25 protein-coding genes are annotated in these 25,794 nt (G+C 61.3%); 20 read left to right on the plus strand and 5 right to left on the minus strand.

Going from position 1 to position 25,794, the window contains the following annotated elements:
* Window positions 1-72: 72 nt before the first annotated feature.
* Window positions 73-2,229 (plus strand): glycine--tRNA ligase subunit beta, encoded by a 2,157-nt coding sequence (gene glyS / locus WA367_RS15690; protein WP_336057712.1) that lies wholly within the window; start codon window positions 73-75, stop codon window positions 2,227-2,229.
* A gap of 17 nt (window positions 2,230-2,246) precedes the next feature.
* On the opposite strand, the gene WA367_RS15695 is transcribed toward glyS, so the two are convergent.
* Window positions 2,247-2,690 (minus strand): hypothetical protein, encoded by a 444-nt coding sequence (locus tag WA367_RS15695; protein ID WP_336057713.1) that lies wholly within the window; start codon window positions 2,688-2,690, stop codon window positions 2,247-2,249.
* A gap of 196 nt (window positions 2,691-2,886) precedes the next feature.
* Between WA367_RS15695 and WA367_RS15700 the strand changes: the two genes are divergently transcribed.
* The 4 genes from WA367_RS15700 (at window position 2,887) to WA367_RS15715 (ending at window position 6,812) form a co-directional block, all read left to right on the plus strand.
* Complete coding sequence (locus WA367_RS15700) at window positions 2,887-3,840, plus strand: L-threonylcarbamoyladenylate synthase (RefSeq protein ID WP_336057714.1); 954 nt, start codon at window positions 2,887-2,889, stop codon at window positions 3,838-3,840.
* Window positions 3,841-3,860: 20 nt separating this feature from the next.
* Window positions 3,861-5,291, plus strand: coding sequence for an FAD-binding oxidoreductase (locus tag WA367_RS15705; RefSeq protein WP_336057715.1), 1,431 nt, complete (start codon window positions 3,861-3,863; stop codon window positions 5,289-5,291).
* A 20-nt stretch (window positions 5,292-5,311) separates the two neighbouring features.
* Window positions 5,312-6,046 (plus strand): maleate cis-trans isomerase family protein, encoded by a 735-nt coding sequence (locus WA367_RS15710; protein ID WP_336057716.1) that lies wholly within the window; start codon window positions 5,312-5,314, stop codon window positions 6,044-6,046.
* 202 nt (window positions 6,047-6,248) lie between these two features.
* A complete protein-coding gene (locus WA367_RS15715; protein WP_336057717.1) occupies window positions 6,249-6,812 on the plus strand; it encodes a DUF6101 family protein in 564 nt (187 codons plus the stop codon).
* Window positions 6,813-7,068: 256 nt separating this feature from the next.
* Here the strand turns inward: WA367_RS15715 and ubiA are convergent, their stop codons facing one another.
* On the minus strand, window positions 7,069-8,052 hold the full coding sequence (gene ubiA / locus WA367_RS15720; protein WP_336057718.1) for a 4-hydroxybenzoate octaprenyltransferase: 984 nt from the start codon (window positions 8,050-8,052) through the stop codon (window positions 7,069-7,071).
* A 174-nt stretch (window positions 8,053-8,226) separates the two neighbouring features.
* Between ubiA and purD the strand changes: the two genes are divergently transcribed.
* A complete protein-coding gene (purD, locus tag WA367_RS15725; RefSeq protein WP_336057719.1) occupies window positions 8,227-9,504 on the plus strand; it encodes a phosphoribosylamine--glycine ligase in 1,278 nt (425 codons plus the stop codon).
* Window positions 9,505-9,506: 2 nt separating this feature from the next.
* Here purD and WA367_RS15730 read toward each other — a convergent pair whose 3' ends face one another.
* On the minus strand, window positions 9,507-10,439 hold the full coding sequence (locus tag WA367_RS15730; protein ID WP_336057720.1) for a hypothetical protein: 933 nt from the start codon (window positions 10,437-10,439) through the stop codon (window positions 9,507-9,509).
* A gap of 65 nt (window positions 10,440-10,504) precedes the next feature.
* Between WA367_RS15730 and WA367_RS15735 the strand changes: the two genes are divergently transcribed.
* The 3 genes from WA367_RS15735 (at window position 10,505) to WA367_RS15745 (ending at window position 14,187) form a co-directional block, all read left to right on the plus strand.
* The gene (locus tag WA367_RS15735; RefSeq protein ID WP_336057721.1) at window positions 10,505-12,277 is read left to right on the plus strand and encodes an acyl-CoA dehydrogenase; all 1,773 of its coding nucleotides are present in this window, start codon (window positions 10,505-10,507) and stop codon (window positions 12,275-12,277) included.
* 16 nt (window positions 12,278-12,293) lie between these two features.
* Complete coding sequence (locus WA367_RS15740) at window positions 12,294-13,049, plus strand: crotonase/enoyl-CoA hydratase family protein (RefSeq protein ID WP_336057722.1); 756 nt, start codon at window positions 12,294-12,296, stop codon at window positions 13,047-13,049.
* A 103-nt stretch (window positions 13,050-13,152) separates the two neighbouring features.
* Entirely contained in the window at window positions 13,153-14,187 is a 1,035-nt protein-coding gene (locus WA367_RS15745) for a PAS domain-containing protein (protein WP_336057723.1), read from the plus strand.
* A gap of 36 nt (window positions 14,188-14,223) precedes the next feature.
* Here the strand turns inward: WA367_RS15745 and pdxH are convergent, their stop codons facing one another.
* Window positions 14,224-14,817 (minus strand): pyridoxamine 5'-phosphate oxidase, encoded by a 594-nt coding sequence (gene pdxH, locus WA367_RS15750; protein ID WP_336057724.1) that lies wholly within the window; start codon window positions 14,815-14,817, stop codon window positions 14,224-14,226.
* A 94-nt stretch (window positions 14,818-14,911) separates the two neighbouring features.
* Here pdxH and WA367_RS15755 point away from each other — a divergent pair, with 94 nt between their 5' ends.
* The 4 genes from WA367_RS15755 (at window position 14,912) to WA367_RS15770 (ending at window position 17,939) form a co-directional block, all read left to right on the plus strand.
* Window positions 14,912-15,334, plus strand: a complete 423-nt coding sequence (locus tag WA367_RS15755) for an RT0821/Lpp0805 family surface protein (RefSeq protein ID WP_336057725.1) — start codon at window positions 14,912-14,914, stop codon at window positions 15,332-15,334.
* Window positions 15,335-15,447: 113 nt separating this feature from the next.
* The gene (locus WA367_RS15760) at window positions 15,448-16,383 is read left to right on the plus strand and encodes a DnaJ C-terminal domain-containing protein (RefSeq protein WP_336057726.1); all 936 of its coding nucleotides are present in this window, start codon (window positions 15,448-15,450) and stop codon (window positions 16,381-16,383) included.
* Between the two features lie 98 nt (window positions 16,384-16,481).
* The gene (gene fabI / locus WA367_RS15765; RefSeq protein ID WP_336057727.1) at window positions 16,482-17,303 is read left to right on the plus strand and encodes an enoyl-ACP reductase FabI; all 822 of its coding nucleotides are present in this window, start codon (window positions 16,482-16,484) and stop codon (window positions 17,301-17,303) included.
* A 48-nt stretch (window positions 17,304-17,351) separates the two neighbouring features.
* Window positions 17,352-17,939 carry a histidine phosphatase family protein gene (locus tag WA367_RS15770; protein ID WP_336057728.1) on the plus strand — a complete coding sequence of 196 codons (588 nt, stop codon included), beginning with the start codon at window positions 17,352-17,354 and terminating at the stop codon, window positions 17,937-17,939.
* A 3-nt stretch (window positions 17,940-17,942) separates the two neighbouring features.
* On the opposite strand, the gene WA367_RS15775 is transcribed toward WA367_RS15770, so the two are convergent.
* Window positions 17,943-18,194, minus strand: a complete 252-nt coding sequence (locus WA367_RS15775; RefSeq protein ID WP_336057729.1) for a DUF1344 domain-containing protein — start codon at window positions 18,192-18,194, stop codon at window positions 17,943-17,945.
* Window positions 18,195-18,350: 156 nt separating this feature from the next.
* On the opposite strand from WA367_RS15775, the gene aroC reads away from it, so the two are divergent.
* The 7 genes from aroC to WA367_RS15810 all read left to right on the plus strand — a co-directional run bounded on the left by aroC (window position 18,351) and on the right by WA367_RS15810 (window position 25,792).
* Window positions 18,351-19,448 carry a chorismate synthase gene (gene aroC, locus WA367_RS15780; protein ID WP_336057730.1) on the plus strand — a complete coding sequence of 366 codons (1,098 nt, stop codon included), beginning with the start codon at window positions 18,351-18,353 and terminating at the stop codon, window positions 19,446-19,448.
* Between the two features lie 12 nt (window positions 19,449-19,460).
* Complete coding sequence (gene ribB, locus WA367_RS15785) at window positions 19,461-20,558, plus strand: 3,4-dihydroxy-2-butanone-4-phosphate synthase (RefSeq protein ID WP_336057731.1); 1,098 nt, start codon at window positions 19,461-19,463, stop codon at window positions 20,556-20,558.
* An 85-nt stretch (window positions 20,559-20,643) separates the two neighbouring features.
* Entirely contained in the window at window positions 20,644-21,570 is a 927-nt protein-coding gene (locus tag WA367_RS15790) for a histone deacetylase family protein (protein ID WP_336057732.1), read from the plus strand.
* Window positions 21,571-21,575: 5 nt separating this feature from the next.
* On the plus strand, window positions 21,576-21,836 hold the full coding sequence (locus tag WA367_RS15795; RefSeq protein ID WP_036481986.1) for an exodeoxyribonuclease VII small subunit: 261 nt from the start codon (window positions 21,576-21,578) through the stop codon (window positions 21,834-21,836).
* Window positions 21,837-21,873: 37 nt separating this feature from the next.
* Window positions 21,874-23,799 carry a 1-deoxy-D-xylulose-5-phosphate synthase gene (gene dxs, locus WA367_RS15800; RefSeq protein WP_336057733.1) on the plus strand — a complete coding sequence of 642 codons (1,926 nt, stop codon included), beginning with the start codon at window positions 21,874-21,876 and terminating at the stop codon, window positions 23,797-23,799.
* Window positions 23,800-23,819: 20 nt separating this feature from the next.
* On the plus strand, window positions 23,820-24,572 hold the full coding sequence (locus tag WA367_RS15805) for a TlyA family RNA methyltransferase (protein ID WP_336057734.1): 753 nt from the start codon (window positions 23,820-23,822) through the stop codon (window positions 24,570-24,572).
* The gene (locus tag WA367_RS15810; protein ID WP_336057735.1) at window positions 24,569-25,792 is read left to right on the plus strand and encodes a class I SAM-dependent RNA methyltransferase; all 1,224 of its coding nucleotides are present in this window, start codon (window positions 24,569-24,571) and stop codon (window positions 25,790-25,792) included. Before WA367_RS15805 ends, WA367_RS15810 begins: the two co-directional genes overlap by 4 nt.
* The last annotated feature ends 2 nt before the right edge of the window (window positions 25,793-25,794 follow it).

The following is a 25,794-nucleotide window of genomic DNA, read 5'->3' on the forward strand; positions in this document are numbered from 1 at the left end:
GGCTGAACGGGTGACAAGCACGGGCTGGCTTGCTATTGCCAGCCCACTTCTATTTTCAGCCAGAGCCTGACTATGCCCGATCTGCTTCTCGAACTTCGCTCGGAAGAAATCCCCGCTCGCATGCAGCGCAAGGCTGCGGGCGACCTCAGGAAGCTCGTCACCGACGCGCTGGTGGAGGCGGGGCTGACCTATGAGGGGGCACAGGAATATTGGACACCGCGTCGTCTGACGCTGGATCTTCGCGGCCTCACCGCCCGTTCCAAGGATGTGCGTGAAGAGCGCAAGGGCCCGCGCACCGATGCCCCCGAAAAGGCAATCGCTGGTTTCCTGCGCGGTGCAGGTCTTGAATCAGTCGATCAGGCACAGGTGCAGACCGACCCGAAAAAGGGTGATTTCTACGTCGCCGTGATCGAGAAGAAGGGCAGGGCAGCCGAGGACATCATTGCCGAGGTCATGCCCGGCATCATCCGCAATTTCCCCTGGCCCAAATCCATGCGCTGGGGCAAGGCCTCAAGCCAGCCCGGCAGCCTGCGTTGGGTGCGCCCGCTGCAGTCGATCCTGTGCACCTTCGGTCCGGAGACCGAGGTGCCGGTGGTGGTGGATTTCGAGGTCGACGGCATCCGCTCCGGCAATGTCACCTATGGTCACCGCTTCCACGCACCCGACGCCATCACCGTGCGCCGTTTCGACGATTATGTCGAAAAGCTCGAAGCCGCCAAGGTCGTGCTCGATGCCGAGCGCCGCAAGCGCATCATTCTCGATGACGCGCGCAATCTTGCTTTCGCGAACGGCCTTGAGCTGGTTGAGGATGAGGGGCTTCTGGAAGAGGTATCCGGCCTCGTGGAATGGCCGGTCGTGCTGCTCGGCACCTTCGAGGAAGAATATCTGCAGATCCCGCCGGAAGTCATCCGCCTGACCATCCGCGCCAACCAGAAATGCTTCGTCTGCCGCCCGCAGGGCGAGAGCGAGAAGCTTTCCAACACCTTCGTCATCACCTCCAATATCGAGGCGACCGACGGTGGCAAGACCATCGCCCACGGCAATGGCAAGGTCGTGCGCGCGCGTCTGTCCGATGCGCTCTATTTCTGGGAGACAGACCAGGCCGATCTGCCCGATCTTGACCGCTTGAAAGACTCTGCTGAAAAATTCGGCCTGGACCTGAACAAGCCGCTAGACCAGCGCATGGCGCGACTTGACCATCTGGGCGTCACCTTCCACGCCAAGCTCGGCACGCAAGGTCAGCGCGTGGCGCGCATCGCGGCACTGGCAAAGGAACTGGCCCCGCTGGTGGGGGCTGATCCTGAACTCGCCGTCCGCGCCGCGCATCTCGCCAAGGCCGACCTGCAGACCGAGGTCGTCGGCGAGTTCCCCGAGCTTCAGGGCGCCATCGGCCGCAAATATGCCGAGCTTCAGGGCGAGCACCCATCCGTCGCCGCGGCCATCGAGGAGCACTACAAGCCGCTCGGCCCCACCGATGTGGTGCCGACAGACCCGGTCGCGCTCGCCGTTGCACTGGCCGACAAGCTCGACATGCTCACCGGCTTCTGGGCCATCGACGAAAAGCCGACCGGCTCGAAGGATCCTTATGCACTGCGAAGAGCAGCGCTGGGCGTGATCCGGATCGTAGTGGAAAACAAGGTGGAGCTGAAGCTTTCGGAGAAAGCGGACGCAGACCTCCTCTCCTTCTTCCACGACCGCCTCAAGGTTTATCTCCGCGATCAGGGCGCGCGCCACGACCTCATCGACGCGGTGCTGGCGAGTGGCCAATCAAGCTCCCCCCTTGAGGGGGAGACTACGCCTTCCTCAAACGACGACCTCCTGCTCGTCGTGCGCCGCGTGGAGGCTCTGGGTGAGCTGCTTGAGACGGAAGAGGGCAAGAACCTCCTGGCGGGCACCAAGCGGGCCGCGAATATTCTGGCTGCGGAAGAGAAGAAGGGCACGCGCGTCGCCGACGAGATCGACACCGGCCTCCTGAGTGATGCCTCCGAACAGGCGCTTTATGCTGCGGTCACGCAGGCTGAGAAGGAAGCGGCCGAAGCGATTCAAAAACAGGACTATTCAGCCGCCATGCGCGCACTTGCGGCACTGCGTGAGCCGATTGATTCATTTTTCGAGAATGTTCTCGTAAATGACGAGAATGATTCGGTTCGCGCCAATCGCCTGGCCCTGCTCGACCGCATTCGCGTGGCAACCGGCAAGGTCGCCGATTTCTCGAAAATCGCAGGGTAGAATCGTTGCGGGCCGGTCTAGTCCGGCTCGCCCAATATCGGCCCCTCTGGCGGCGGACCGGGGTCCTGCTTTTCGTTGGAGCCCGCGTCCCCGTCCTTCTTTTGCGCCATGAGTGGCGTAGAAGATGCGGGATTGTCTGCTTCCGGGCGCATGGCAGCGAGGCCACCGGATATTCCGCCGCGGATCACCATCGTGTTCTTCGCCATGCGGCGCTTGTTCGCCTTCTTTTTTACCGGCACTTCCGCCACATCTTCAGCGGCGACGGGATCGCCAACCGCGACGATGGACGTGCTGATGCGCTTCGGACCGTTTTGGTCGCCAGGAGCAGCAATCGAGGCAGCAGCCTTTCCGGTAGCGTCAGCCGTGGCCGAGAAGGATGGCAGCCCCTCAGCCGTGCTTTCAAGGACAGTGATAGAGCCCGCCCCGGCACCAACGGTGCCAAGAAAGAGGGAGATGGTCATGATACCTGCAACTCGCATGGCGATCTCGCGCGTCTCGTTCCTGTCTGGAAGCCTCAATGAGGCAGTTCACACGCGCATTGGTAGCAGCATCGGATTAACAAAATGGTCACGCCTGTGGCGTGATCGCGAGTTCCGTCTGACCCTTGCCGGAACATGTTCTGCGCGCTAGGCAACAGGCGCGCATACGGAGTGAGAATTGGCCCGCATCATCGAGGAAGACGAAGCGCTTGACGAAGCCCTGCGCCTGGCGCGTGAGGGGCTGCCAATCGCAATCCCCACGGAGACCGTCTACGGCCTTGCAGCCGATGCCTGCAATGGCGAGGCGGTCGCGCGCATCTACGAGGTCAAGGGTAGGCCTCGCTTCAATCCGCTGATCGCCCATGTGGCGGATATGGAGATGGCCGAGCGCTTTGCTCAGTTTTCGCCCGCCGCCCGCTTGCTGGCCGACCATTTCTGGCCGGGGCCATTGACGCTCGTACTGCCCGCCCGCGCCGATGCGGGCCTGTCGCCACTCGTGATGGCTGGCCTGGACACCGTTGCTCTGCGCTGTCCCAAAGGCTTTGGCGCGCGCCTCATCAAGGCGCTCGGGCGTCCGCTTGCAGCCCCCAGTGCCAACAGCTCCGGCAAGGTCAGCGGAACCAGTGCGCAAGCCGTGGAGCGTGATCTGGGCGAGCGCATCGAACTCATAGTCGATGGTGGCGCCACACCTGTTGGCGTGGAATCCACCATTGTGAAGGTCGAGGACGACAACCTCGTCCTGCTGCGTCCCGGCGGAATTGCTGCCGAAGACATCGAGGCGGTCGCTGGCAGGCCACTTCAGCGCGGCGCAAAAGGCATACAGGCCCCCGGCATGATGGCCTCACACTATGCGCCCGATGCATCTGTCCGCCTGAATGTCAGCCATGTGGAGGCGGATGAGGCTCTGCTCGCCTTCGGGCCGGAGCGCGTCGAAGGGGCGGAGGGTGCGCGAGCCACGCTCAATCTCTCGCCATCGGGCGACCTACGCGAGGCAGCAAGCAATCTCTTTGCCCATCTTCTGGCGCTCGATGCGGCAGGTGGACGCGCAATCGCAGTGGAGCCGGTGCCGACGGAAGGCCTTGGCGAAGCCATCAATGACCGGCTGGCCCGCGCCGCCGCACCGAGACAATAATAAAAAGGGGGAGGGCGACAATGAATGGTAGCCCAAACAGGCTCCATGCGGAGCTTGAAAAGCGGTTCGTGGAAATCGTCGGCGAGAAATACGCGCTGCGCCTGAGCGAGGAGATTGAACCTTTCGTGACCGAGCCGCGCGGCCTCTTTGGCGGTGTGACATCACTCGTGCTTCGACCAGGTTCTGTGGAAGAAGTCAGCCGCATCCTTTCTCTTGCGACGGAAACCGGTACCCCGATCGTGCCCCAGGGCGGCAATACCGGCCTCGTGGGCGGTCAGATGCCCGACCAGTCGGGCGGCGAAGTCATACTGTCCCTATCCCGGCTGAACAGGATCCGTGAGATCGACCTGGAATCGAACACCGCCACGGTCGAAGCCGGTGTCATTCTGGAAGTGCTGCAAAAGGCCGCCGACGATCAGGATCGGCTTTTTCCGCTTGCACTTGCCTCGCAAGGCTCCTGCCAGATCGGCGGAAATCTGTCTTCAAACGCAGGCGGAATAGGCGCCCTGGCCTATGGCACTGCGCGCGATCTGTGTCTTGGCGTGGAAGTGGTTCTGCCAACCGGGGAAGTGCTGGATGATCTGCGCAAGCTGAAGAAGGACAATACTGGCTACGACCTGAAAAACCTGTTCGTCGGCGGAGAAGGCACGCTGGGTGTCATCACCGCGGCGGTCGTCAAGCTCTACCCGAAGCCACGCGGGCGCGTCATGGCCTGGGCCGGGCTTGCCTCGCCTGAAGACGCGCTGAAGCTCTTCCACCAGGCAGGCAGCGCTGCAGGTTCGGAGCTCACCGCCTTTGAACTGATGCACCGCCGCCCGCTCGACTTCGTGGTAGCGCATGTGCCGGGGGCCAAACCACCGCTTGAAGGCGAACACGAATGGCATGTGCTGATGGAGATCTCCTCTGGCCGCTCGGAAGAGGATGCTTCCGCAACCATGGAAACCGTGCTGGGCGCGGCCTTCGAGGCCGAACTTGTTGCCGATGCGATCATCGCGCAGAACGAAGGTCAGGCCGCCGAGCTACGCCACTTGCGCGAATCCATGTCGGAAGCACAAAAGCCTGAAGGCGGTTCGATCAAGCACGACATTTCCGTGCCGGTTGCGGCCATCCCGACCTTTATCGCCGAGGCCGAAGCGGCCATTCAGGAGGTGGTTCCCGGGTGCCGCCCCGTTTGTTTCGGACATATGGGAGACGGCAATCTGCACTATAATGTCACCCAGCCGGAAGGCATGGAAAAGGGCGCATATCTGGAGCATTATCGACCCATGAACGCCAAGGTACACGCCATCGTCCGGCGTCTGGGCGGCTCGTTCTCTGCCGAACATGGCATTGGTCGCTTGAAGCGCGACGAGCTTGTCGCCACCCAGCCACCGGTTGCGACCGAACTCATGCGCCGCATCAAGCGCGCTTTTGATCCAGCCGGCATCATGAATCCCGGCAAGGTCATCTGATTGCCCGAGAAAGGCCCCCAATGAACGCCCCAGCAAAGCCGGTAATCGGCACCATCCTTCTGGCGACCGACCTCGTCACTGAAAACGATATCCGCGCCATAGTGCCGCCCCATGTCACGGTCTGCGCCACCCGCGTGCCTTTCGAAAATCCCACATCACCCGAACAGCTGCGCCGCACGCTTCCCCATCTGGGCGAGGCCGCACGCTGGCTAGTGCCCGGCGTGGAACTGGGCGCGCTCTATTTCTCCTGCACGTCAGCAACCGTTGTGCTTGGCGAGGACAATGTGGCACGAGCAATCGGTGAAACGCGTCCGGAGGTGAAGCCGGTCACGCCGATCATGGCCGCCAAGCGTGCTTTCCGTGCGCTCGGTGCGAAGAAAATCGCGGTCATGACGCCCTATATCGCCTCCACCGCCAAAGCCATTGTGGATCATCTCGAAGAGCACGGCTTCGAGGTGCTCAACGCCCATGGCCTGAACATGGAAGACGACCGCGACATGGCACGCCTGCCGCCAGAACCCATCATCGAGGCCGCCGAAACCGCAATGGTGGAAGGTGCTGAAGCACTTTTCATCTCCTGCACTGCGCTTCCCGCAGCAACGCTAGTGCCGGAGATCGAAAGGCGGCTTGGCATGCCCGTGGTCACGTCAAATCTCGCGGGCCTCTGGATGTCCATGCGCCGCGCCGGTGTGACGGATCGGCTCGGCGAGAAGGGCAAACTGCTCGATCTCGACCTGCCGGAAGATGCTGTTTAACCAACGGATTACACCTCCTTCGCAACCGTTAAGGTGTATTACGCTTCGCTAACCAACTGTAACGTCAGCAAAATTTAACCGAAGTTCTTAAGGCGGAGGGTAAGAACCACCCGCTACAGTCCTTCCCATAACGAGGCCGCAAAAGTGGCCCGGAGAGATCGGCAAAGCCGGCTCTCAGGAGTAACAGGGAAGGCAATAGAATATGTCGACTGGTCTCAAGCCCGTCTGGGCCGGCCGCACCATGCGGCTCGACCCTTTCAGACTGCCCCAGGCAGTCTCTTACGCATCGCAGGACGATTTCGGGGAGGTGGCTTTCACTGTCGACCAGCGGGGCGTGCGCATGCGCCGCGTTCTGGACAAGAGCCAGCTGCCCGTTACCTTTGCCCTGCCGGCCCGCGCATTCCGCGGTGTGGCAGCGCGTGCCATCGAGCATGAGGACGGCGAAGTCACCGTCACGCTCGAACTCTACCATAACGACCCGATGCTCTGCGTGCCGCTTCTGGTGGCCGGAGATTTCGACGATGTAGCCGCCGACTGGCGCGCCTGGGCCGAAGCCTATGGCCTGCCCATGATGATGGTGGAAGCCGACGGTGTCGCCCGCACCTTGGAAGAATCGCTCGGTCACGTGAAAGCCCAGCGCCCGCAAGAGCGCCGCCAGGGCCGCCCCGTCCGCCACCGCCGCCCCCGCTTCCTCGCCCGCCGCAAACAGGGCACCCTGGGCCTGCGCCTGGTCGTCAACGGCAGCGAGCTGATCGCACGCGATTGATGGGGGCTGTGTGCCGGCGGGAATGATGCTGCCCGTCACACCCCCCTCTGTCCTGCCGGACATCTCCCCCTCAAGGGGGGAGATTGGCTGTCATTCCGCGCAATGAATTCTCAAATATACCGCGGCCATTGCCGCGATTGATCTCCCCCCTTGAGGGGGAGATGCCTGGCAAGGCAAAGGGGGGGGCTTGGCGCCAACCTCCATGAATATGACGACAGCCCTATTCCCTATTCCCTATTCACTACCAACCAATCTCTCAAAACTGCGGACTGATAACCGCCCAGACACCGCCGCCCAGTAATCCGAGGAAGATCAACAGCCCCACCATCGTGTTGGAGCGGAACAGGATGAGGCATTGGTCGGGATTGTCGATATCGAGCGTGCGGATCTGGCGGGCCATGTGGGCGCCGGCGGCGACGAGGCCTGCGAGTGCGGGCATGGGAACTGCGGCGAGCGCGAAGGCGACGGCCATGAAGAGCAGCGCGCCGCCATAAAGGCCGATCAGCCAGCGCTTGGTGTTCTCGCCGAAAAGCCGCGCGGTGGAGCGTACGCCGACAATGGCATCGTCTTCCTTGTCCTGATGCGCGTAGATCGTGTCATAGCCGATCACCCACAGGATCGAGCCGAAATAGAGAAGCAGCGGCGCGAGCGAGAGAGTGCCGAACGTCACCGCCCAGCCCATCAATGCGCCCCAGGAAAAGGCGAGGCCCAGGAAAAGCTGCGGCCAGTCCGTGAAGCGCTTGGCGAAGGGATAGATGGCGACGACACCGAGCGAGGCAATACCAAGCAGGATCGCGAAAGCATTGAACTGCAGAAGCACGATCAGTCCAACAAGCGCCTGCGCGAACAGAAAGGCCCAGGCCTGCTTGCGACTGACCTGACCGGAGGGCAGGGGGCGGGAGCGGGTGCGCTCCACCGCGTCATCGATATTCTGATCGACAAGATCGTTATAGGTGCAGCCCGCCCCACGCATGGCAATCGCGCCGATGACGAAAAGCGCGAGATGATAGGGTGAGGGCAGAACGTCGCCCAAAGCCGCACCGGCCTGGGCTCCGGCACTGGCCGCCATGGCCAGCGACCACAGGCAGGGCCATAGGAGTAGCTGCCAGCCGATCGGCCGGTCCCAGCGCGCAAGCTGCGCATAAGGCCACGCGCCGCGCGGCAGGAGCCGATAGACCCAATGACCCGAAGGTGCATCGGCCACGCGCCCGCGTGTCTCCCGGCTCTGGATCTTCTCCATGAATGACAACTCCCTGCAACAATCTGGCTGATGGAGTGGCAAGGCTGAGGCCCTGCGTCAAGCGCGATGGCCGTCAGCTGCGGCTAAACACTGGATGGCGACCCTCCTGCGCTTGACCTTTGGGCCAATCACCCATAGCCGTTCAGCCATGTGGACAAGCTATGGGGCCAGGCGATGATTGTGCTTTTGATCGGTTCGGGTGGGCGCGAACATGCGCTGGCATGGAAAATGGCGCAGTCCCCGCTGGTCGAGAAGCTTTTCGCAGCACCCGGCAATCCCGGCATCGCCGCCCATGGCGAATGCGTGCAGCTTGATCTGGCCGATCATCAGGCGGTCGTGAATTTCTGTCGTCTGCAGGGCGTGACTTTCGTGGTCGTCGGCCCGGAAGCGCCGCTGGTCGATGGTCTGGCAGGCAGTCTGCAGGATGCGGGGCTGGCCGTTTTCGGCCCCACCGCCGCTGCTGCCCGGCTTGAAGGCTCCAAGGGCTTCACCAAGGACCTCTGCGCGAAATATTCCATTCCCACCGCCGGCTATGGCCGCTTCACCGATGCCGCTTCCGCACGCGCCTATGTGGAGAAGATGGGCGCACCCATCGTGGTGAAGGCCGACGGTCTGGCGGCAGGCAAGGGAGTCACCATCGCCATGAGCAAGGATGAAGCCTATGCCGCCATCGACGACTGTTTCGCCGGTGCGTTCGGCGGTGCAGGCGCGGAAGTGGTGGTCGAGGAATTTCTGGAAGGCGAGGAAGCCAGCTTCTTCTGCCTGTGCGACGGCAAGACGGCCATCCCCTTCGGCACCGCGCAGGACCACAAGCGCGTGGGCGAGGGCGATACCGGACCCAATACGGGCGGCATGGGCGCCTATTCACCGGCTCCAGTCATGGATGAAGCCATGGTCGAGCGCACCATGCGCGAGATCATCGAACCCACCATGCGCGGCATGGCCGAAATGGGCGCGCCTTTCACCGGCGTCCTTTATGCGGGCCTCATGATCACGCGCGATGGCCCGAGCCTGATCGAGTACAATGTCCGCTTCGGTGATCCCGAATGCCAGGTGCTGATGCTGCGCCTGAAGGACGACATCGTGCCGATCCTGAAAGCCGCAGCCGACGGCGCGCTCGAAGGCATTACACCAAGCTGGCGGGACGACGCCGCCATGACCGTCGTCATGGCTGCACCCGGCTATCCGGCCTCGGCCGAAAAAGGCAGCGTGATCCGCGGTCTGGACGAGGCGTCAGAGCCGGCGGAAGTCGAAATCTTCCACGCAGGCACGGCCATGAAAGGCGGCGAACTCACCGCCAGTGGCGGCCGCGTCCTCAACGTCACCGCCCGCGGCAAGACCGTCACGGAAGCTGCCGCAAAAGCCTATGAAGCCGTGGACAAGGTCAACTGGCCCGAAGGCTTCTGCCGCCGCGATATTGGTTGGAGAGCGATTGAGCGCGAGCGGGGGTGAGGTTAATTTTTGGTCTTGAGATGGGTGTCCACTTTGAGCTGAAGATGATTACGGTCACTGAATCTTTTCGCAATAGTATTGTTCATCAGTTTGATAAGGGACTTCGCCTCCTTTAAGTCGTTGCTCGCGTAGCTATGCATGCTCACAAGGAGGTTGTTTAGGTTGTGAGAGCGATAGCGATACTCGTTGCGGGCGGCGGTCGGTATCGCTGTAGTGACGTGACCGTGATTAAATGTGCTAAATGGCAGCAAAAAACGTTCCATTTCATCCCGTAACTCGTTGTATCTTATAAATGATTTCTCTAGGGAGCCACACCTCTCCGAAAGTAGGAAGCACCTATTGATCACTTCGGCTGTTCCTGCATTTACGAACGCGGTGAAATCTTTCGCGTCGTAGGCTACGTTCGTCTCATTTTCTCCAGTATGGGTTTTTACGATCTGCCAAGGTTCAAAACCTCCGGGCGGATTAGAAACATCCTTTAGGGCGAGGGTAATAGTGTATATACGATTGGCAATTTGCATTGTGCTGACAAGGCAGGTGACAGCGCGGGCGTGCTCTTCTTCTTGACGCTCTACGTCATCGCGCTTGAAAACTTCATTAGATGTTTTTCGGGCGGTAGCGTACGAAATGACACCTCCAAGTGATGCTCCACCGAGACCAGCGAGTAGGGTCGCTACATTGGAGGTTGAGAAGAAACTCCCAATTGCTCCTTCCCACCGGTCCATAGCGCCTCCTGAGTAAATCGCTAATATGACGAATATTGTAAGCAGGTATACAAGACGTTCGACACGCCAATCTGCGAACATGGTTTCACCTCGAAACTGATACAAACAATCTGTAGTAGAATCTGTTCCGTGAAGGCAAGGTTTAGCGGTGAAGAAGACTACAGATAGTTTGACGTTTACGTAAAAAGAAATTATCCAGATTTCCACCATTCCCCGCTGGCCTCGGCAACTGTCTGCCGCTAGCGTTCGGGCGCTTGTTTCGGAGGAGATCTCGCATGTATCGCGCACCTGTCGATGAAATCGCTTTTACCCTCAATCACGTCACCGGCATGAAGCAGGCGCTGGAGGCCGGGCGCTATGGGGATCTGTCGGCCGATCTGGTCGATGCGATCCTGGCCGAAGCCGGGCGTTTTGCCGCCGAGGAGATCGTGCCGCTTGCGAAGATCGGCGACGAGCAGGGTGCGGTCTGGAAGGATGGTGAAGTCACCATGCCGAAGGGCTGGGGCGATCTCTACAAGGCCTGGTGCGAGGGCGGATGGAACGGGCTTGCAGCGCCCGAGGAACATGGCGGGCAGGGCCTGCCCATGACGCTGTTGGTCGCCACGCAGGAAATGTGGAATTCCGCCAGCATGGCCTTCGCGCTCTGCCCGACGCTGACGCAGGGTGCCATCGAGGCGGTTGAGGCTCATGCTTCCGAGGAGCTGAAGCGGATATATCTGGAAAAGCTCGTTTCCGGCGAGTGGAACGGCACCATGAACCTGACCGAGCCGCAGGCCGGTTCCGATCTCAATGCGCTGACCGCGCGGGCCGAGCGCCGCGAGGATGGCAGCTACCGCATTTTCGGCCAGAAGATCTTCATCACCTTCGGCGAGCACGACATGACGGACAATATCGTCCATCTGGTGCTGGCACGCCTGCCCGATGCGCCAAAGGGCACCAAGGGCATCTCGCTCTTCCTCGTGCCGAAATATCTGGTCAATGATGACGGCTCCATCGGCGCGCGCAACGATGTCTTCTGCGCTTCCATCGAGCACAAGCTTGGCATTCACGCGTCCCCCACCTGCACCATGATTTATGGTGACGGTCGTTTTGGCGAGGAAAAGGGGGCCATCGGCTGGCTGGTCGGTGAGGAAAATCGCGGTCTGGCCTGCATGTTCACCATGATGAACAATGCGCGTCTTGCCGTTGGCATGCAGGGCGTTGCAATTGCCGAAGCCGCCTATCAGCGCGCGCTGGCCTATGCGCAGGAGCGCCGTCAGGGACGCGCGCCGGGCGCTTCGAGCGACGGCATGAGCCCGATCGTCGAACATCCAGACGTCGCACGCATGCTTTTGACCATGAAGGCCATGACGCAGGCCTCGCGCGCAATCACCTATTCCTGCGCCCATGCCATCGACATGGCACGTCTGAGCGAAGGTGATGAGGCACGCCATTGGCAGGAACGCGCCAATCTGCTTACCCCGCTCGCAAAGGCCTTCCCCACCGATATCGGCGTTGAGGCCGCTTCGCTTGGCGTGCAGGTGCATGGCGGCATGGGCTTCATCGAGGAGACCGGTGCCGCTGTTCTTTACCGCGATGCGCGCATTGCGCCGATCTATGAAGGCACCAACGGCATTCAGGCCATCGACCTCGTCATGCGCAAGCTGCCTCAATCCGGCGGTGACCATGTGCGCGGCTTCATCAAGGAATTGCGCGAGACCGCAGAGCGCGTGCGTGGCGCGAACATGGCCGAGCTTGGCGATACCGGGAACCTGCTGATCGAAAGCCTCGACCATCTGCAGGAAACCACCGATTTCCTGATGAGCCAGACCGGCGAGGGTGCAATGGAGAAAGCGCTATCAGGCGCGACCCCATATCTGCGCCTCTTCGCGCTGGCCGCAGGTTCCACGATGCTTGCAGGCGGCGCGGTTTCTGCTTCGGATGCGAAGATGGCAAGCCTTACGCGTTATCTGGCCGAAAACCATCTGCGCGAGACCGCCGGTCTTCGACAGGCGGTGATCGATGGCGGCGAAAGCCTCAAGGCTGCCGCCAGCCTCTTTGCAGCTTGAAGTCGGGGAGAGCGTCTTGAGCGAATTCATCCAGATCGAGCGTCGCGGCGCGGTGCAGGTCATCCGCCTCAACCGTCCGGAAAAGAAGAACGCCATCACCCGCGACATGTATGCCGCCATGGCAGGCGCGCTGATTGAGGGCGATGGCGATGACACCGTGCGCTGCCACGTCATGCTCGGCGTGCCGGGCATCTTCTCCGCCGGCAACGACATGGGCGACTTCATGGCGGTCGCCACCGGTCAGGAAGGCGGCAACGAGGTCTTCGACTTCCTGTTGGCACTGGCACAGGCGAAGAAACCCATCGTCTCCGGGGCGGACGGCATTGCGGTGGGCATCGGTACGACGATCCATCTGCATTGCGACCTGACCTTCGCAACACCGCAGACGCAGTTCCACACGCCCTTCGTTGATCTGGGGCTTGTTCCCGAGGCTGGTTCGAGCCTCATCGCGCCTCAAAGCCTCGGCGCACAGCGCGCGTTCGCGCTGCTGGCGATGGGCGAGAAACTGCCGGCCGAAGAAGCGCAAGCCGCAGGCCTGATCTACAAGGTGGTGGACGCCGGCGCTCTCGAGAATGCGGTGTTCGAGGCGGCTGAACGTCTGGCGGCCAAGCCGCCGCAGGCACTGTCCATCGCCCGCGATCTGATCCGTGGCCCGCGGGATGCCGTTGTTGAGCGCATTAAGCAGGAAGGCGAGCATTTCAAGGCGCGGCTGAAGTCCGATGAAGCGCGACAGGCCTTCATGGCGTTCCTCAGCCGGTCACAGAAAAAATAACTTCTTGCCCTTGCGGCCTTGCCCGTTCGACAATAGGCACCACTTATAACACTTCTGCCGCCGTCCTTCAGGCGGCAGCGACTGCGCGCTTTGCGGGGACTAGGTGAACGAAATCGTCGAACGCTGGGTCACGGACGAGTCCATAGACCGTTATTCACTGGAACAGCTTCCGGTGTCGATCACCGTTGCCGATCCGCGGCAGCCGGACATGCCGCTCGTCTTCGTCAACGCCGCCTTCGAGCAGACCACCGGCTACAGCTCCGACGAGGTCATCGGTCGCAACTGCCGCTTTCTCCAGGGCGAGCGGAGCGACAAGACGTCCGTCGCGGCAATCCGCGCGGCCATCGAGGAAGGGCGTTCGATCGAAATCACGCTCCTCAACTATCGCAAGGACGGCACGACCTTCTGGAACGATCTCCATCTCGCACCTTTGCGTAATGCCAAGCAGGAGATCGTCTATTTTGTCGGCATACAGAAGCCGGTTGGTGATCCGAACGAAACCGCCAATTCGCTTGTCGCGGCCGACCTGAAGCTCCAGGAAATACAGCACCGGGTGAAAAACCACCTCGCCATGGTGGTCAGCCTTATCCGGATGCATGCGCACAACGCCCCACCGGAACTTGGCGGGCGGTTCGACAGTCTGTCGCAGCGGGTGGAAAGCCTGCAGCTTCTCTACGAGCAACTGACGGAGAAATCCTCCCGCAGGCATGTCTCCGACAACCGCATCCAACTCGACAGCTACCTGTCGAGCATTGTCGAGGCGACGGTGGAGCTTGATCCCGATCGTCGGATCAAGACCGATATCCATGTCGAGAAGGTCTATGTCTCGGTGGATCTGGCGACCCATCTGGGCATGCTGGTCTCAGAAATCGTCACCAACGCGCTGCAGCATGCCTTCGAGGGCCGCGAAAACGGTGTGATCGGTCTGCGCATTGGCAAGACGCCGGACGGTGCAGTGCGCATTGCAGTGTCTGATGATGGCGTGGGCCTGCCCGAAAATGTGCAATGGCCTTCGACCAAGAGCTTGGGCGGGCGCATCATCAAGTCGATGAGTGCCGCCCTTGGTGCCAGGACAGAAATCGTTCGCGATAACGGCACCACCTTCAAGATCATGGTGCCGCTGTCAGATGCGGACTAGGCGCCACGGCGCGGCCGATGGCAGCGTGTGATCGACTTACGGATAAAGCCGCGTCGTCTTCCAACTGTCACCTTCGCGTTCGAACAGCAGCCGGTCGTGCAGGCGGAATGGCTTGTCCATCCAGAATTCGATCTGCACCGGCTTGATGCGGAAGCCGGACCAGTGGTCGGGGCGTGGAATGTCGCCGATAGGGTAGCGCGCGGTGTATTCCGCGACGGCTTTCTCCAAGGCAAATCGACTTTCCAGCGGGCGCGACTGTTTGGAAGCCCAAGCGCCAATGCGGCTGCCGCGCGGACGCGTCGCATAATAGGCGTCGGCCTCCGCGTCGGTGACCTGCTCGACCAGGCCGCGCACGCGCACCTGACGGCGCAGGCTTTTCCAGTGAAAGCAGATCGCTGCCTTCGGGGTGGCAAGCAGTTCGCGCCCCTTGGCGCTTTCGAGATTCGTGTAGAAAACGAAGCCCTGCGTATCGAAGCCCTTCAGGAGCACCATGCGCACATCGGGCAGGCCGTCAGGATCAACGGTTGCAAGCGACATCGCATTCGGGTCGTTCGGCTCCGTCTCCTTTGCTTCGTCCAACCACTCGCCAAACAGCGCAAAAGGCTCAGTGCGCTCGGTGAAATCACCCATCGTTAACCAATTCCTTACCCTGTGGGTCCCTACTGGGATGAAGGCTTAAGAGCATGCCTATGGGGACATTTCAATCAAGGGGCTACTGAAGCTGATGATTGTGGCAGTGGCGAAGATGGGCATGCTGGCGGGGCTCGCTCTCCTGCTCGCCGCCTGCGTCGGCCCGGGCCGCGGTCTTGAAACCACGGCACGCTCCATCGATCGCGAACTGACGACTGGCACCATCGCACCGCAAAAGCCTGCCTTTCCGCATAACATGGCGGAAGACATTCCCTTCATGCTCTCTGCCCTTACAAATGTTGCAGAAGGTGGTTCGAGCGCGCAAAGCTTGAAATGGGAAAACGTGGAGACCGGTGCAAGAGGGGTTCTGACTGCATCCATCGCGACCAGCGAAACACCCTCCTGCCGCGCTGTCTCCACCACCCGCGAAAGCTTCGAAGGCATCAGCCTCTACCAGGGCGAAGCCTGCCGATTGCCGTCCGGAAGCTGGTTTCTGAAGCATCTGGAAAAGCTTTGAAACCTGTTGCTGCACTGGAATTTGCGCCGAAGAATGCGCATATAAGTGCGCGAAACCAAATGTAATTCCTGAAGAGGCGCAATATTCAGCGCCCGCGCTAGGCAAGACGAGGCATGAGAAACCCTTATGACGTGCTGGGCGTGTCCAAAGGCGCGTCCGAAAAAGAGATCAAGTCCGCGTTCCGCAAGCTCGCCAAGCAGTATCATCCCGACCAGCGTCCGGATGATCCCAAGGCGAAGGAGCGTTTCGCCGAGATTAGCCAGGCCTACGACATCATAGGCAACGAAAAGTCGCGCAAGGCTTTCGACAATGGTGAGATCGACGAAACCGGCAAGCCACGCTTCCACGGCTTCGAAGGTGGCGCGCATGGTGACCCGTTTGCCGGGTTCCGGCGCGGCGGCGGCCGTGGCCACAGCTCACATTTCGAGTTCCATGCGGGCGGTTCCGACGGCGCGGGCTTCGGTGGCGAAGATATTTTCAGCGAGATATTCGGCCAGGCATTTGGTGGCGGCGGGCGCACGCGCTCGACGCGCGGCAAGCAGCAACGGCCCGAAGGGATGGGCGACACGCATGTCGCGCTAGGTGTGACCATCGAGGAGATCGCGACGGCAGCCAAGGTCACCGCCCAGTTTCCCGATGGCCGCAAGCTGGCGGTGAAGCTTCCCCGCTATGTGGAAGACGGCCAGACCATCCGCCTCAAGGGGCAGGGCAGCGAAACGCCCTTCGGCCAGCGGGGGGATGCGCTTGTAAAGCTGCGCTTCAAGCCGCATCCGCGCTACCGCATTGAAGGTCGCGATCTTCATGTCGATCTGCCGGTCTCTCTCAAGGATGCGGTGCTCGGCGCAAAGGTTGCCGTCGAAACGCCGACGGGGAAGCTGGCCGTGCGCGTCCCCGAATGGTCGAGCTCCGACAAGACCTTACGCCTGAAGGGCAGGGGACTGCCGCTCAAGACGGGCGGTGAGGGCGACCTCTACGTGCATGTTCGCATCATGCTGCCCGAGGGTGGTGATCCCGAGCTCGAAGCGCTGTTCCGCCGCCAGGAGGCATGAAAAGAGCCTGTTGCGGCCTTCCGCGTGCCGTAGAAGCTTGATGCTTTTCCGGCTCTGTGCGATACGGCAGCGCCGTAACCGAGTTCGGAGAAGAGTCAATGGCAGGTGGCAATGGCCTGATGGCCGGCAAGCGGGGTCTCATCCTCGGCGTCGCAAACAATCGGTCGATCGCTTGGGGTATCGCCAAGGCATGCGCCAATGAAGGCGCGGAATTGGCGCTGACCTATCAGGGAGAGCCGCTGAAGAAGCGCGTAGAGCCTCTGGCAGACGAGCTTGGTGCGATCACGGTCGGGCATCTGGATGTTACCGATCAGGATTCCATGGATGCGGTGTTCGCCGAGATCGAGAAGCGCTGGGGCAAGCTCGATTTCCTCGTCCATGCCATCGCATTCTCTGACAAGAGCGAGTTGGACGGCCGCTATATCGAGACGTCGCGGGAGAACTTCCTGCGCTCGATGGATATCTCGGTCTATTCCTTCACTGAAATCGCCCGTCGTGCCGAACCGCTCATGAGTGATGGCGGCTCCATGCTGACGCTGACCTATTATGGTGCGGAAAAGGTCATGCCGCACTACAATGTCATGGGCGTTGCCAAGGCGGCGCTCGAAGCAAGCGTGCGATATCTCGCTGTTGATCTGGGCGGCAAGAATATTCGCGTCAATGCGATTTCGGCAGGTCCGATCAAGACGCTGGCTGCTTCCGGCATTGGCGACTTCCGCTACATTCTGCGCTGGAACGAGTACAACTCGCCGCTCAAGCGCGTTGTCACCACGGACGAAGTGGGCGATTCCGGCCTTTATTTCCTCTCGCATCTCTCGCGCGGTGTGACCGGCGAAGTGCTTCATGTCGACTCCGGCTACCATGTCGTCGGCATGAAAGCCGTCGATGCACCCGACATTTCCGTCGTCAAGGACGACTGATCCAAACTCGAACAGGCCGGGCCTGTGCCCGGCCATGGGGCGCAGGATTTGTTTCCGCTTACCTATATAGTCCGCCACGGTCAGACGGACTGGAATGTTGAAGGCCGGCTGCAGGGACAGGCCGACACGGATATCAACACGCTTGGCCGCCAGCAGGCAGATCGCAACGGCGCAAAGCTGCGCGAGCTGATCCAGCGGCCCGATGAGTTCGATTTCGTTGCAAGCCCGCTCAGGCGCACCTGTGAAACCATGGAACGCATTCGTTCCGGCATGGGACTGCCCGCCCGGGGTTACCGTACCGACCCGCTTTTGAAGGAAGTGCATTTCGGCGACTGGCAGGGTTTCACCCACGCCGAGCTGGAAGCAGCCAATCCCGGCTGCACCGAGGGGCGATCTTCAAACAAGTGGCGGTTCATGCCGCCAGGTCGCGATGCGGAGAGCTACGAGAAAATGTCCCTTCGAATGAAGACATTCCTCGACAAGCTCAACGGCCCAACTGTCTGCGTCACCCATGGCGGCATCATCCGCGCCGTCTTCCACCTGATCGGAGGATTGGACGGTGATGAAGCTGCTGCCATGGACGTGCCACAGGATCGGATCCTGCGGCTCTCGGATGGCAAGCTTGAATGGCTTTGAGCCTTATTCCGGTACGAAAAGATCGGTGATCTGCTTCGTGCCCTCGACCTCGGTGAAGGCGATCACGACCATGCTGCCGGCCTCGATGCTGGAAGCATCCATTTCTGCGGGTAGCTTGTAGGTCTGGCCGTCTTCAAGCGTGACGGTCATCTTCTCCGTGTCCACGCTCTGGACGATGCCGTCAGTGTCGGCAGCACTTGCCGGAAGGGCAAGGAAAGTGGCTAGAGCAAGAGCGAAAGCAAAAGCGCTACGCATTGTTCATCCTCTGTTGTCAAAGCCCGGCTTGTGCCGGTCGGTATCCAGTGTCACTAATCCCGCGCGATTGTGTCAAAAGTAGTTCCCTTCCAAGGTTTGACCATGGAAGGGAAGGCAAATACAAGCACGCGCAAGGCGGGCGCGGAGGAAGGGTTCATGTCGCACAACACGTTTGGTCATCTGTTTCGGGTCACCACCTGGGGCGAGAGCCATGGGCCGGCCATCGGCTGCGTCATCGACGGGTGCCCGCCCGGTATTGAATTCACTCAGGAAGAGATCCAGCAGGACCTTGATCGACGTCGCCCCGGTCAGTCGCGTTTCGTCACCCAGCGCCGTGAGCCCGATCAGGTGAAAATCCTGTCTGGCGTACTGCCGCAGGAAGACGGCACGCTTGTTACCACCGGCACGCCGATTTCGATGATGATCGAAAATGTCGATCAGCGCTCGAAAGACTATGGCGAGATCGCCAAGCGCTTTCGCCCCGGCCATGCTGACTACACCTATGATGTGAAATACGGCCTGCGCGATTATCGCGGCGGCGGGCGTTCCTCCGCGCGAGAAACGGCAACGCGTGTTGCCGCTGGTGCATTGGCGCGCAAGATCGTGCCCGGCATGAAGGTTCGCGCAGCACTTGTTGGCATGGGTGAAAAGGAAATCGACCGCGCCAACTGGGACTGGGATTTCATCGGCAGTGCCGAAAATCCCTTCTTCACGCCCGACCCCGCCTCCGTACCTGTCTTCACCGATTATCTTGACACGATCCGCAAGAACGGATCTTCCGTCGGTGCGGTGATCGAAGTCGTGGCCGAAGGCGTGCCGGCAGGTCTCGGTGCGCCGATCTATGCCAAGCTCGACCAGGAAATCACTGCCAATCTCATGTCCATCAACGCCGTGAAGGGTGTTGAGATCGGCAACGGCTTTGAGGCAGCCCGCATCACCGGCGAGGAGAATGCCGACGAAATGCGCATGGGCGACGACGGCAAGCCGGTTTTCCTGTCCAACAATGCAGGTGGTGTGCTGGGTGGCATCTCCACCGGCGAACCCATTGTCGCGCGCTTTGCCGTGAAGCCGACCTCGTCCATCCTGACCCCGCGCAAGTCCATCGACAAGGATGGCGCTGAGGTGGATGTGATGACCAAGGGGCGTCACGACCCCTGCGTGGGTATTCGCGCAGTACCGATCGCCGAAGCCATGGTCGCGTGCGCGATCGCCGACCATTATCTGCGCCATCGCGGCCAGACCGGCCGTATCTGAGGAATATTTCACATGGCATATGACCAGAAGAAGGTAGTCGAAGCGCTGCGCGCCTTTGAGCGTGGCGAGATCGTCGTCGTCATGGATGATGACGGGCGTGAAAACGAGGGCGACCTGATTGTAGCGGCCGTACATTGCACGCCTGAAAAGATGGCCTTCATCGTGCGCCACACTTCCGGCATTGTGTGCACGCCCATGCCGCGTGCGGAAGCACGCCGCCTGCAGCTGACGCCGATGGTTGCGGAAAATGATGCACCCCATCAGACCGCTTTCACCGTCAGTGTCGATTTCAAGCACGGCACCACAACCGGCATTTCCGCAGACGACCGTACGCTGACCGTGCGTAATCTTGCCAATCCCAATGTCGGCGTGGACGACTTCGTGCGCCCCGGCCACATTTTCCCGCTGGTTGCGCGTGAGGGCGGCGTTCTCATGCGCTCCGGCCACACGGAAGCTGCCGTTGACCTGTGCAAACTGGCAGGTCTTCCGCCCGTCGGTGTGATCTGCGAACTCGTCAATGACGACGGCACGGTCATGCGCGGCCCCGACGTGCAGGCGTTTGCGGAGAAGCATGAGCTGAAGCAGGTCACCGTTGCCGATCTCATCGCCTATCGCCAGCGCCAGGAAACGCTGGTGGAGCGCACCGACAGCTTCACGGTGGATACGCCGGCAGGTCAGGCCACCGGCCATGCCTACACGCTGCCCTGGGAAGCCATGCAGCATGTCGCCATAGTGTTTGGTGATATCCGCGACGGAGAGGATATTCCGGTGCGCCTGCATACGGAGAATGTCGTGGAAGATGTTTTCGGTCGCGAAGCGCGGCTGCAGAAGACCATGGAGCACATGGCCACCGAGGGCAGGGGCGTTCTCGTCTATCTGCGCGAGGGTTCTCTTGGTGTGGCTCACCAGCAGCGCCGGCCAATGGGCGGTGAGGCCGAAGCCCATCAGGAAGCCCTCCAGCGAGAGAGTGAATGGCGTGAAATTGGCCTTGGCGCGCAGATCCTCCGCGATCTCGGCATCAGCTCGATCAAGCTGATCGCATCGCGCGAGCGCCATTATGTGGGGCTGGAAGGTTTCGGCATCAGGATTTCCTCAACCGAGATCGTCTGACACGCCATCGCGCTGAACGATTACCAGCGGTGACTTTATGAGGAGGGGCGTGGTCAAACGCCCCTTCAGCGCATATATCGGTTGAATGGTCACACGCATCTTCACCCATTCCGACTGTCTGGAACACGACACCCCCCTCGGTCATCCCGAGCGGGCCGATCGCCTGCGGGCAATAGAGAAGGTGCTGTCTCACGACATCTTCGACCCGCTGGAACGCTTCGAGGCTCCACTCGCCGATGAGGATGCGATCCTGCTTGCCCATCCGCAGGAGTATCGCCAGCGCGTGAAGCAAGCGATTCCTGCCGAGGGGAGAGCGAAGATCGACGAGGATACGAGCGTCAGCCCGAGAAGCATGGACGCCGCACTCCGCGCGATAGGTGGCGCCACGGCGGCCGTTGACGCTGTTTTCAACAGGGAATGCGACAACGCCTTCGTGGCCACGCGACCGCCCGGTCATCACGCCGAAAAGAACCGGGCCATGGGCTTCTGCCTCTTCAACAATGCCGCCATCGCCGCGCGTCATGCGCAACAGCAGCATGGAGCAGAGCGCGTCGCCATCATCGATTGGGACGTGCATCACGGCAACGGCACCCAGGATATCTTCTGGGACGACCCGAGCGTGCTCTACTGCTCCACCCACGAAATGCCGCTTTATCCGGGCACCGGCGCGGAAAGCGAGACGGGTGCTGGCAATATCTGCAATGTGCCGCTCAGGCGCGGCGACGGCGGAGTGGCCTTCCGCGACGCGATGGATTCGGTGATCCTGCCGCGCCTGGTGCAGTTCTCGCCCGACCTCATCATCATTTCGGCGGGTTTTGATGCCCACTACCGGGACCCGCTCGCCGAACTTACATTTACCGAGGATGACTTCTCCTGGGCGACGGCAGAACTCATGGACAAGGCAGCACGCTTTTGCTCCAACCGGATTGTCAGCGTGCTGGAAGGCGGTTACGACCTTGAAGGACTGGCCCTGTCTGTCGCGGCCCATGTTGGCCGCCTGATGAAAGGATGAAGTGAATGGAAGCCGAAGCCGAAAACGCCAATGGCGACATCAAGGCGATGAGCTTTGAACAGGCGCTCGACGCGTTGGAAAGCATCGTCAACGATCTGGAACGCGGCGACGTGCCGCTGGAGCAGTCGATCCGCATCTATGAGCGCGGTGAAGCGTTGAAGGCCCATTGCGACCGCCTGCTGAAGGCTGCCGAAGACAAGGTGGAAAAGATCCGCCTGTCACGCGAGGGTCAGCCTGCCGGTGTGGAGCCGCTGGACCCGCAGTAAAGATTGTACGCCGCTCGCTAGAATGCGGGCGGCAGGAATGAAGGTTGAAAACGTGACCAAGCCAGAAACCCCGCTCCTCGACAAGGTGCGGCTGCCAGGTGATCTCAAGGGACTGAGCGAAGACGAGCTGGTGCAGCTTGCCAACGAGCTGCGCCTGGAGATGATCGACGCCGTCTCGCAGACAGGTGGTCACCTGGGGGCTGGTCTGGGTGTCGTGGAGCTGACCGTCGCACTCCATCACGTTTTCGATACGCCGGCCGATCGCATCATCTGGGATGTCGGCCATCAGGCCTATCCGCACAAGATCCTGACTGGCCGTCGCGACCGGATTCGCACGCTGCGCCAGGAAGGCGGTCTTTCCGGCTTCACCAAGCGCTCCGAGAGCGAATATGACCCGTTCGGTGCCGCGCATTCCTCCACCTCCATCTCCGCCGGTCTCGGCATGGCCGTGGCGCGCGATCTCCAGGGCGGCCGCAACAATGTCATCGCGGTCATCGGCGATGGCGCAATGTCCGCCGGCATGGCCTATGAGGCCATGAACAATGCGGGCGCACTGGATGCGCGGCTGATCGTCATTCTCAACGACAACGACATGTCGATCGCCCCGCCGCAAGGTGCGATGAGCGCCTATCTGGCGCGTCTGGCTTCCGGCCGCACCTATCAGGGCTTCCGCGACTTCGGAAAGAAGCTTTCCTCCTATCTCGGCAAGAATGTCGACCGCGCAATCACCCGCGCGGTGGAGCATGCGCGTGGCTATGTCACCGGGGGCACACTGTTTGAGGAAATGGGCTTCTTCCACATCGGTCCCATCGACGGACATAATATGGAGCACCTCGTTCCGGTGCTGAAAAATGTCCGTGACCACGGGCAGGGCCCGGTGCTGATCCATGTCGTGACCCAGAAAGGCAAGGGCTATCCGCCCGCAGAGGCTGCTGCCGACAAGTATCACGGCGTCTCGAAATTCGACGTCATCACGGGCGCGCAGGCCAAGGCACCTTCCAACGCCCCGGCTTATACTAAGGTCTTCGCGCAGGCACTGATGGAAGAAGCGCGCGAGGACGACAAAATTGTCGCCGTAACCGCTGCCATGCCTTCGGGCACGGGTCTGGACCTCTTCGGCAAGGAATTCCCTGAGCGCACATTTGATGTCGGCATAGCCGAGCAGCATGGCGTGACCTTTGCGGCAGGCATGGCGACCGAAGGCTACAAGCCGTTCTGCGCGATCTATTCCACATTCCTGCAACGCGCTTACGATCAGGTCGTGCATGATGTCGCGATACAGAACTTGCCTGTTCGCTTCGCCATCGACCGTGCGGGCTATGTGGGCGCGGATGGTGCGACCCATTGCGGCGCTTTCGACATTGCCTATCTTGCAAGCCTGCCGAACATGGTGGTCATGGCCCCGTCTGACGAGGCGGAGTTGAAGCATATGGTCGCGACTGCTGTCGCCCATGATACTGGCCCTATCGCCTTCCGCTATCCGCGTGGCAACGGCGTGGGCGTGGAAATGCCGGAGCGCGGCCAGAAGCTTGAGATCGGCAAGGGCCGCATCGTGAAGGAAGGCAACAAGATCGCCATCCTCTCATTGGGCACCCGCTTGGCCGACAGCCTCAAGGCTGCTGACGAGCTGGATGCGGCGGGTCTCTCCACCACGGTTGCCGATGCGCGTTTTGCAAAGCCGCTTGACGAGGCGCTTCTGCGCCAGCTTGCTGCCGATCATGAAGTTCTGGTCACCATTGAGGAAGGCTCGGTCGGCGGTTTCGGATCGCAGGTTCTGCATTTCCTGAGCAATGCAGGTCTGCTCGACCATGGCTTGAAAGTGCGTTCCATGGTTATGCCGGACGTGTTCATGGATCACGCCAAGCCGGAAAAGATGGTGGCGGACGCCGGACTGGATGCCAATGGTATCGTCAAAACCGTTTTTGCAGCGCTTGGGCGTCAGCAAACCGTAGCGCGCGCCTGACAGGCGGCGGGGGCGAAGTCATGAACGAGCCCGCACGACTGCGGCTTGACCAGTTGCTGGTCGAGCGGGGCTTCTTTGCAAGCCGCGCCCGCGCCCGCGATGCGGTGCTTCGCGGCACGGTTTTGGTTGAAGGCGAGGCAGCCGTGAAAGCAGGCCAATTGGTGGCTGCAACGGCCTCAGTATCGGTGGCTGACCCCGCCCAAGGCTATGTCTCGCGCGCTGCTCTCAAACTGCTTCACGGGCTCGACGCTTTCGAAATCGATCCCGCCGGCTGCATGGCCCTTGATGTAGGCGCATCCACCGGCGGCTTTACGCAGGTCCTGCTTGAGCGCGGTGCCCGCCATGTTTTGGCCATCGATGTAGGGCGCGATCAGCTTGCCGAAACACTGCGCGAGGATCGGCGCGTGACCTCCATCGAAGGGCTTAATGCGCGCGAACTTGAGCGGTCTCACCTGGGCAATCTGAAGATTGACCTCATCGTTTCCGATGTCAGCTTCATCTCGCTGAAACTGGCGCTACCGCCTGCCTTGGCGCTGGCCGAGCGCGGCGCGAAGGCCCTGCTGCTCGTCAAACCGCAATTCGAAGTGGGACGCGAAAAGATCGGTAAGGGCGGCATCCTGCGTGACCGCGAAGACGGGGTCCGTGTCGCCGACGATTTGAGGCTATGGCTCGATCAACAGCCGGGCTGGCGCGCAACCGGCCTTGTTCCGTCACCCATCGAGGGCGGTGATGGCAACCGCGAATTTTTGCTGAGTGGGTGCAAGGACCAATGACAAGACTGACCATTGAAAGCCTCGGCGCCCAGGGCGACGGTATCGCCAATACCCCATCCGGACCGGTCTTCGTGCCGCAGGCATTGCCCGGCGAAGAGGTGGAAGCCGAGATCGTGAAGGGCAGGGCACGCGCCGTGTCGGTCGTAACGCAAGCGCCCCAACGCGTGACACCTCCCTGCAAGCATTTTCATGACTGCGGTGGCTGCGTGATCCAGCATCTGGAGCGCTCCCCTTACGAGGAATGGAAGCGCCAGAAAGTCGTGCAGGCGCTGGGCAGCCGCGGTTTGCAGGCGCAGGTGGAGCCGCTCGTTTCCTGCCCAGCCCATGCCCGCCGCCGCGTGGCGCTGACCGCTCGCAAGATCGGCAACCGCACGCTGCTTGGTTACAACGCCCGCCAGTCGCACCATGTCGTTGATGTGGAAGAGTGTCCCATCGCGCGACCGGAAATTGTCTCGGCTCTGCCGCAACTGCGCGAGCTTGCCGCCATCCTGGCGGCCACGCCCAAACCCTTTCGCGTCGCGGTCACGGTTACCCAGACCGGGCTGGACATTGCCGTGGATGGTGCAGGCAAGGTCGCCGAGAGGGCTCGCCAGAAGGCGCTGACATTCAGTGTCGAGCAACGCTTTGCCCGTCTCGTGCTGGATGGCGAGGCGCTTGTCGAACGTCAGAAGCCTGTGCTTGCGGTGGGCAAGGCCGCTGTAATCGTTCCGCCTGCTGGCTTCACCCAGGCCGTTGCCGAGATCGAGCAGGTGATGGCTGAACTCGTCTGCGGGCATCTGGAAAGGTCCAAACATGCCGCAGATCTCTTCTCCGGCCTCGGCACTTTTGCGTTGCGGCTTGCCGAAAATCGACGCGTGCACGCGGTTGAAGGCGACGCTGCCTCGCTTGCCGCACTCGATGCTGCTGCACGGCAGACGCCGAGCTTGAAGCCGGTCACCGTCGAGAAGCGGGACCTTTTCCACCGCCCGCTTCTGGCAAAGGAACTCGACCAGTTCGACGGCGTCGTCTTCGATCCGCCGCGCGCCGGAGCGGAAGATCAGTGCCGACAGCTTGCGCGGGCGAAGGTGAAACGCATCGCAGCGGTCTCCTGCAACCCCGGCACGCTTGCCCGTGATCTGGCGGTGCTTGTGGAAGGCGGCTATCGCATCACGCGGGTGGTGCCGCTCGACCAGTTCCTGTGGTCGCCCCATGTAGAGGTTGTGGCGCTGCTGGAGCGATAGCC

Source organism: Nitratireductor sp. CH_MIT9313-5 (assembly GCF_037029545.1).
In the GTDB taxonomy this organism is placed as follows: Bacteria; Pseudomonadota; Alphaproteobacteria; order Rhizobiales; family Rhizobiaceae; genus Chelativorans.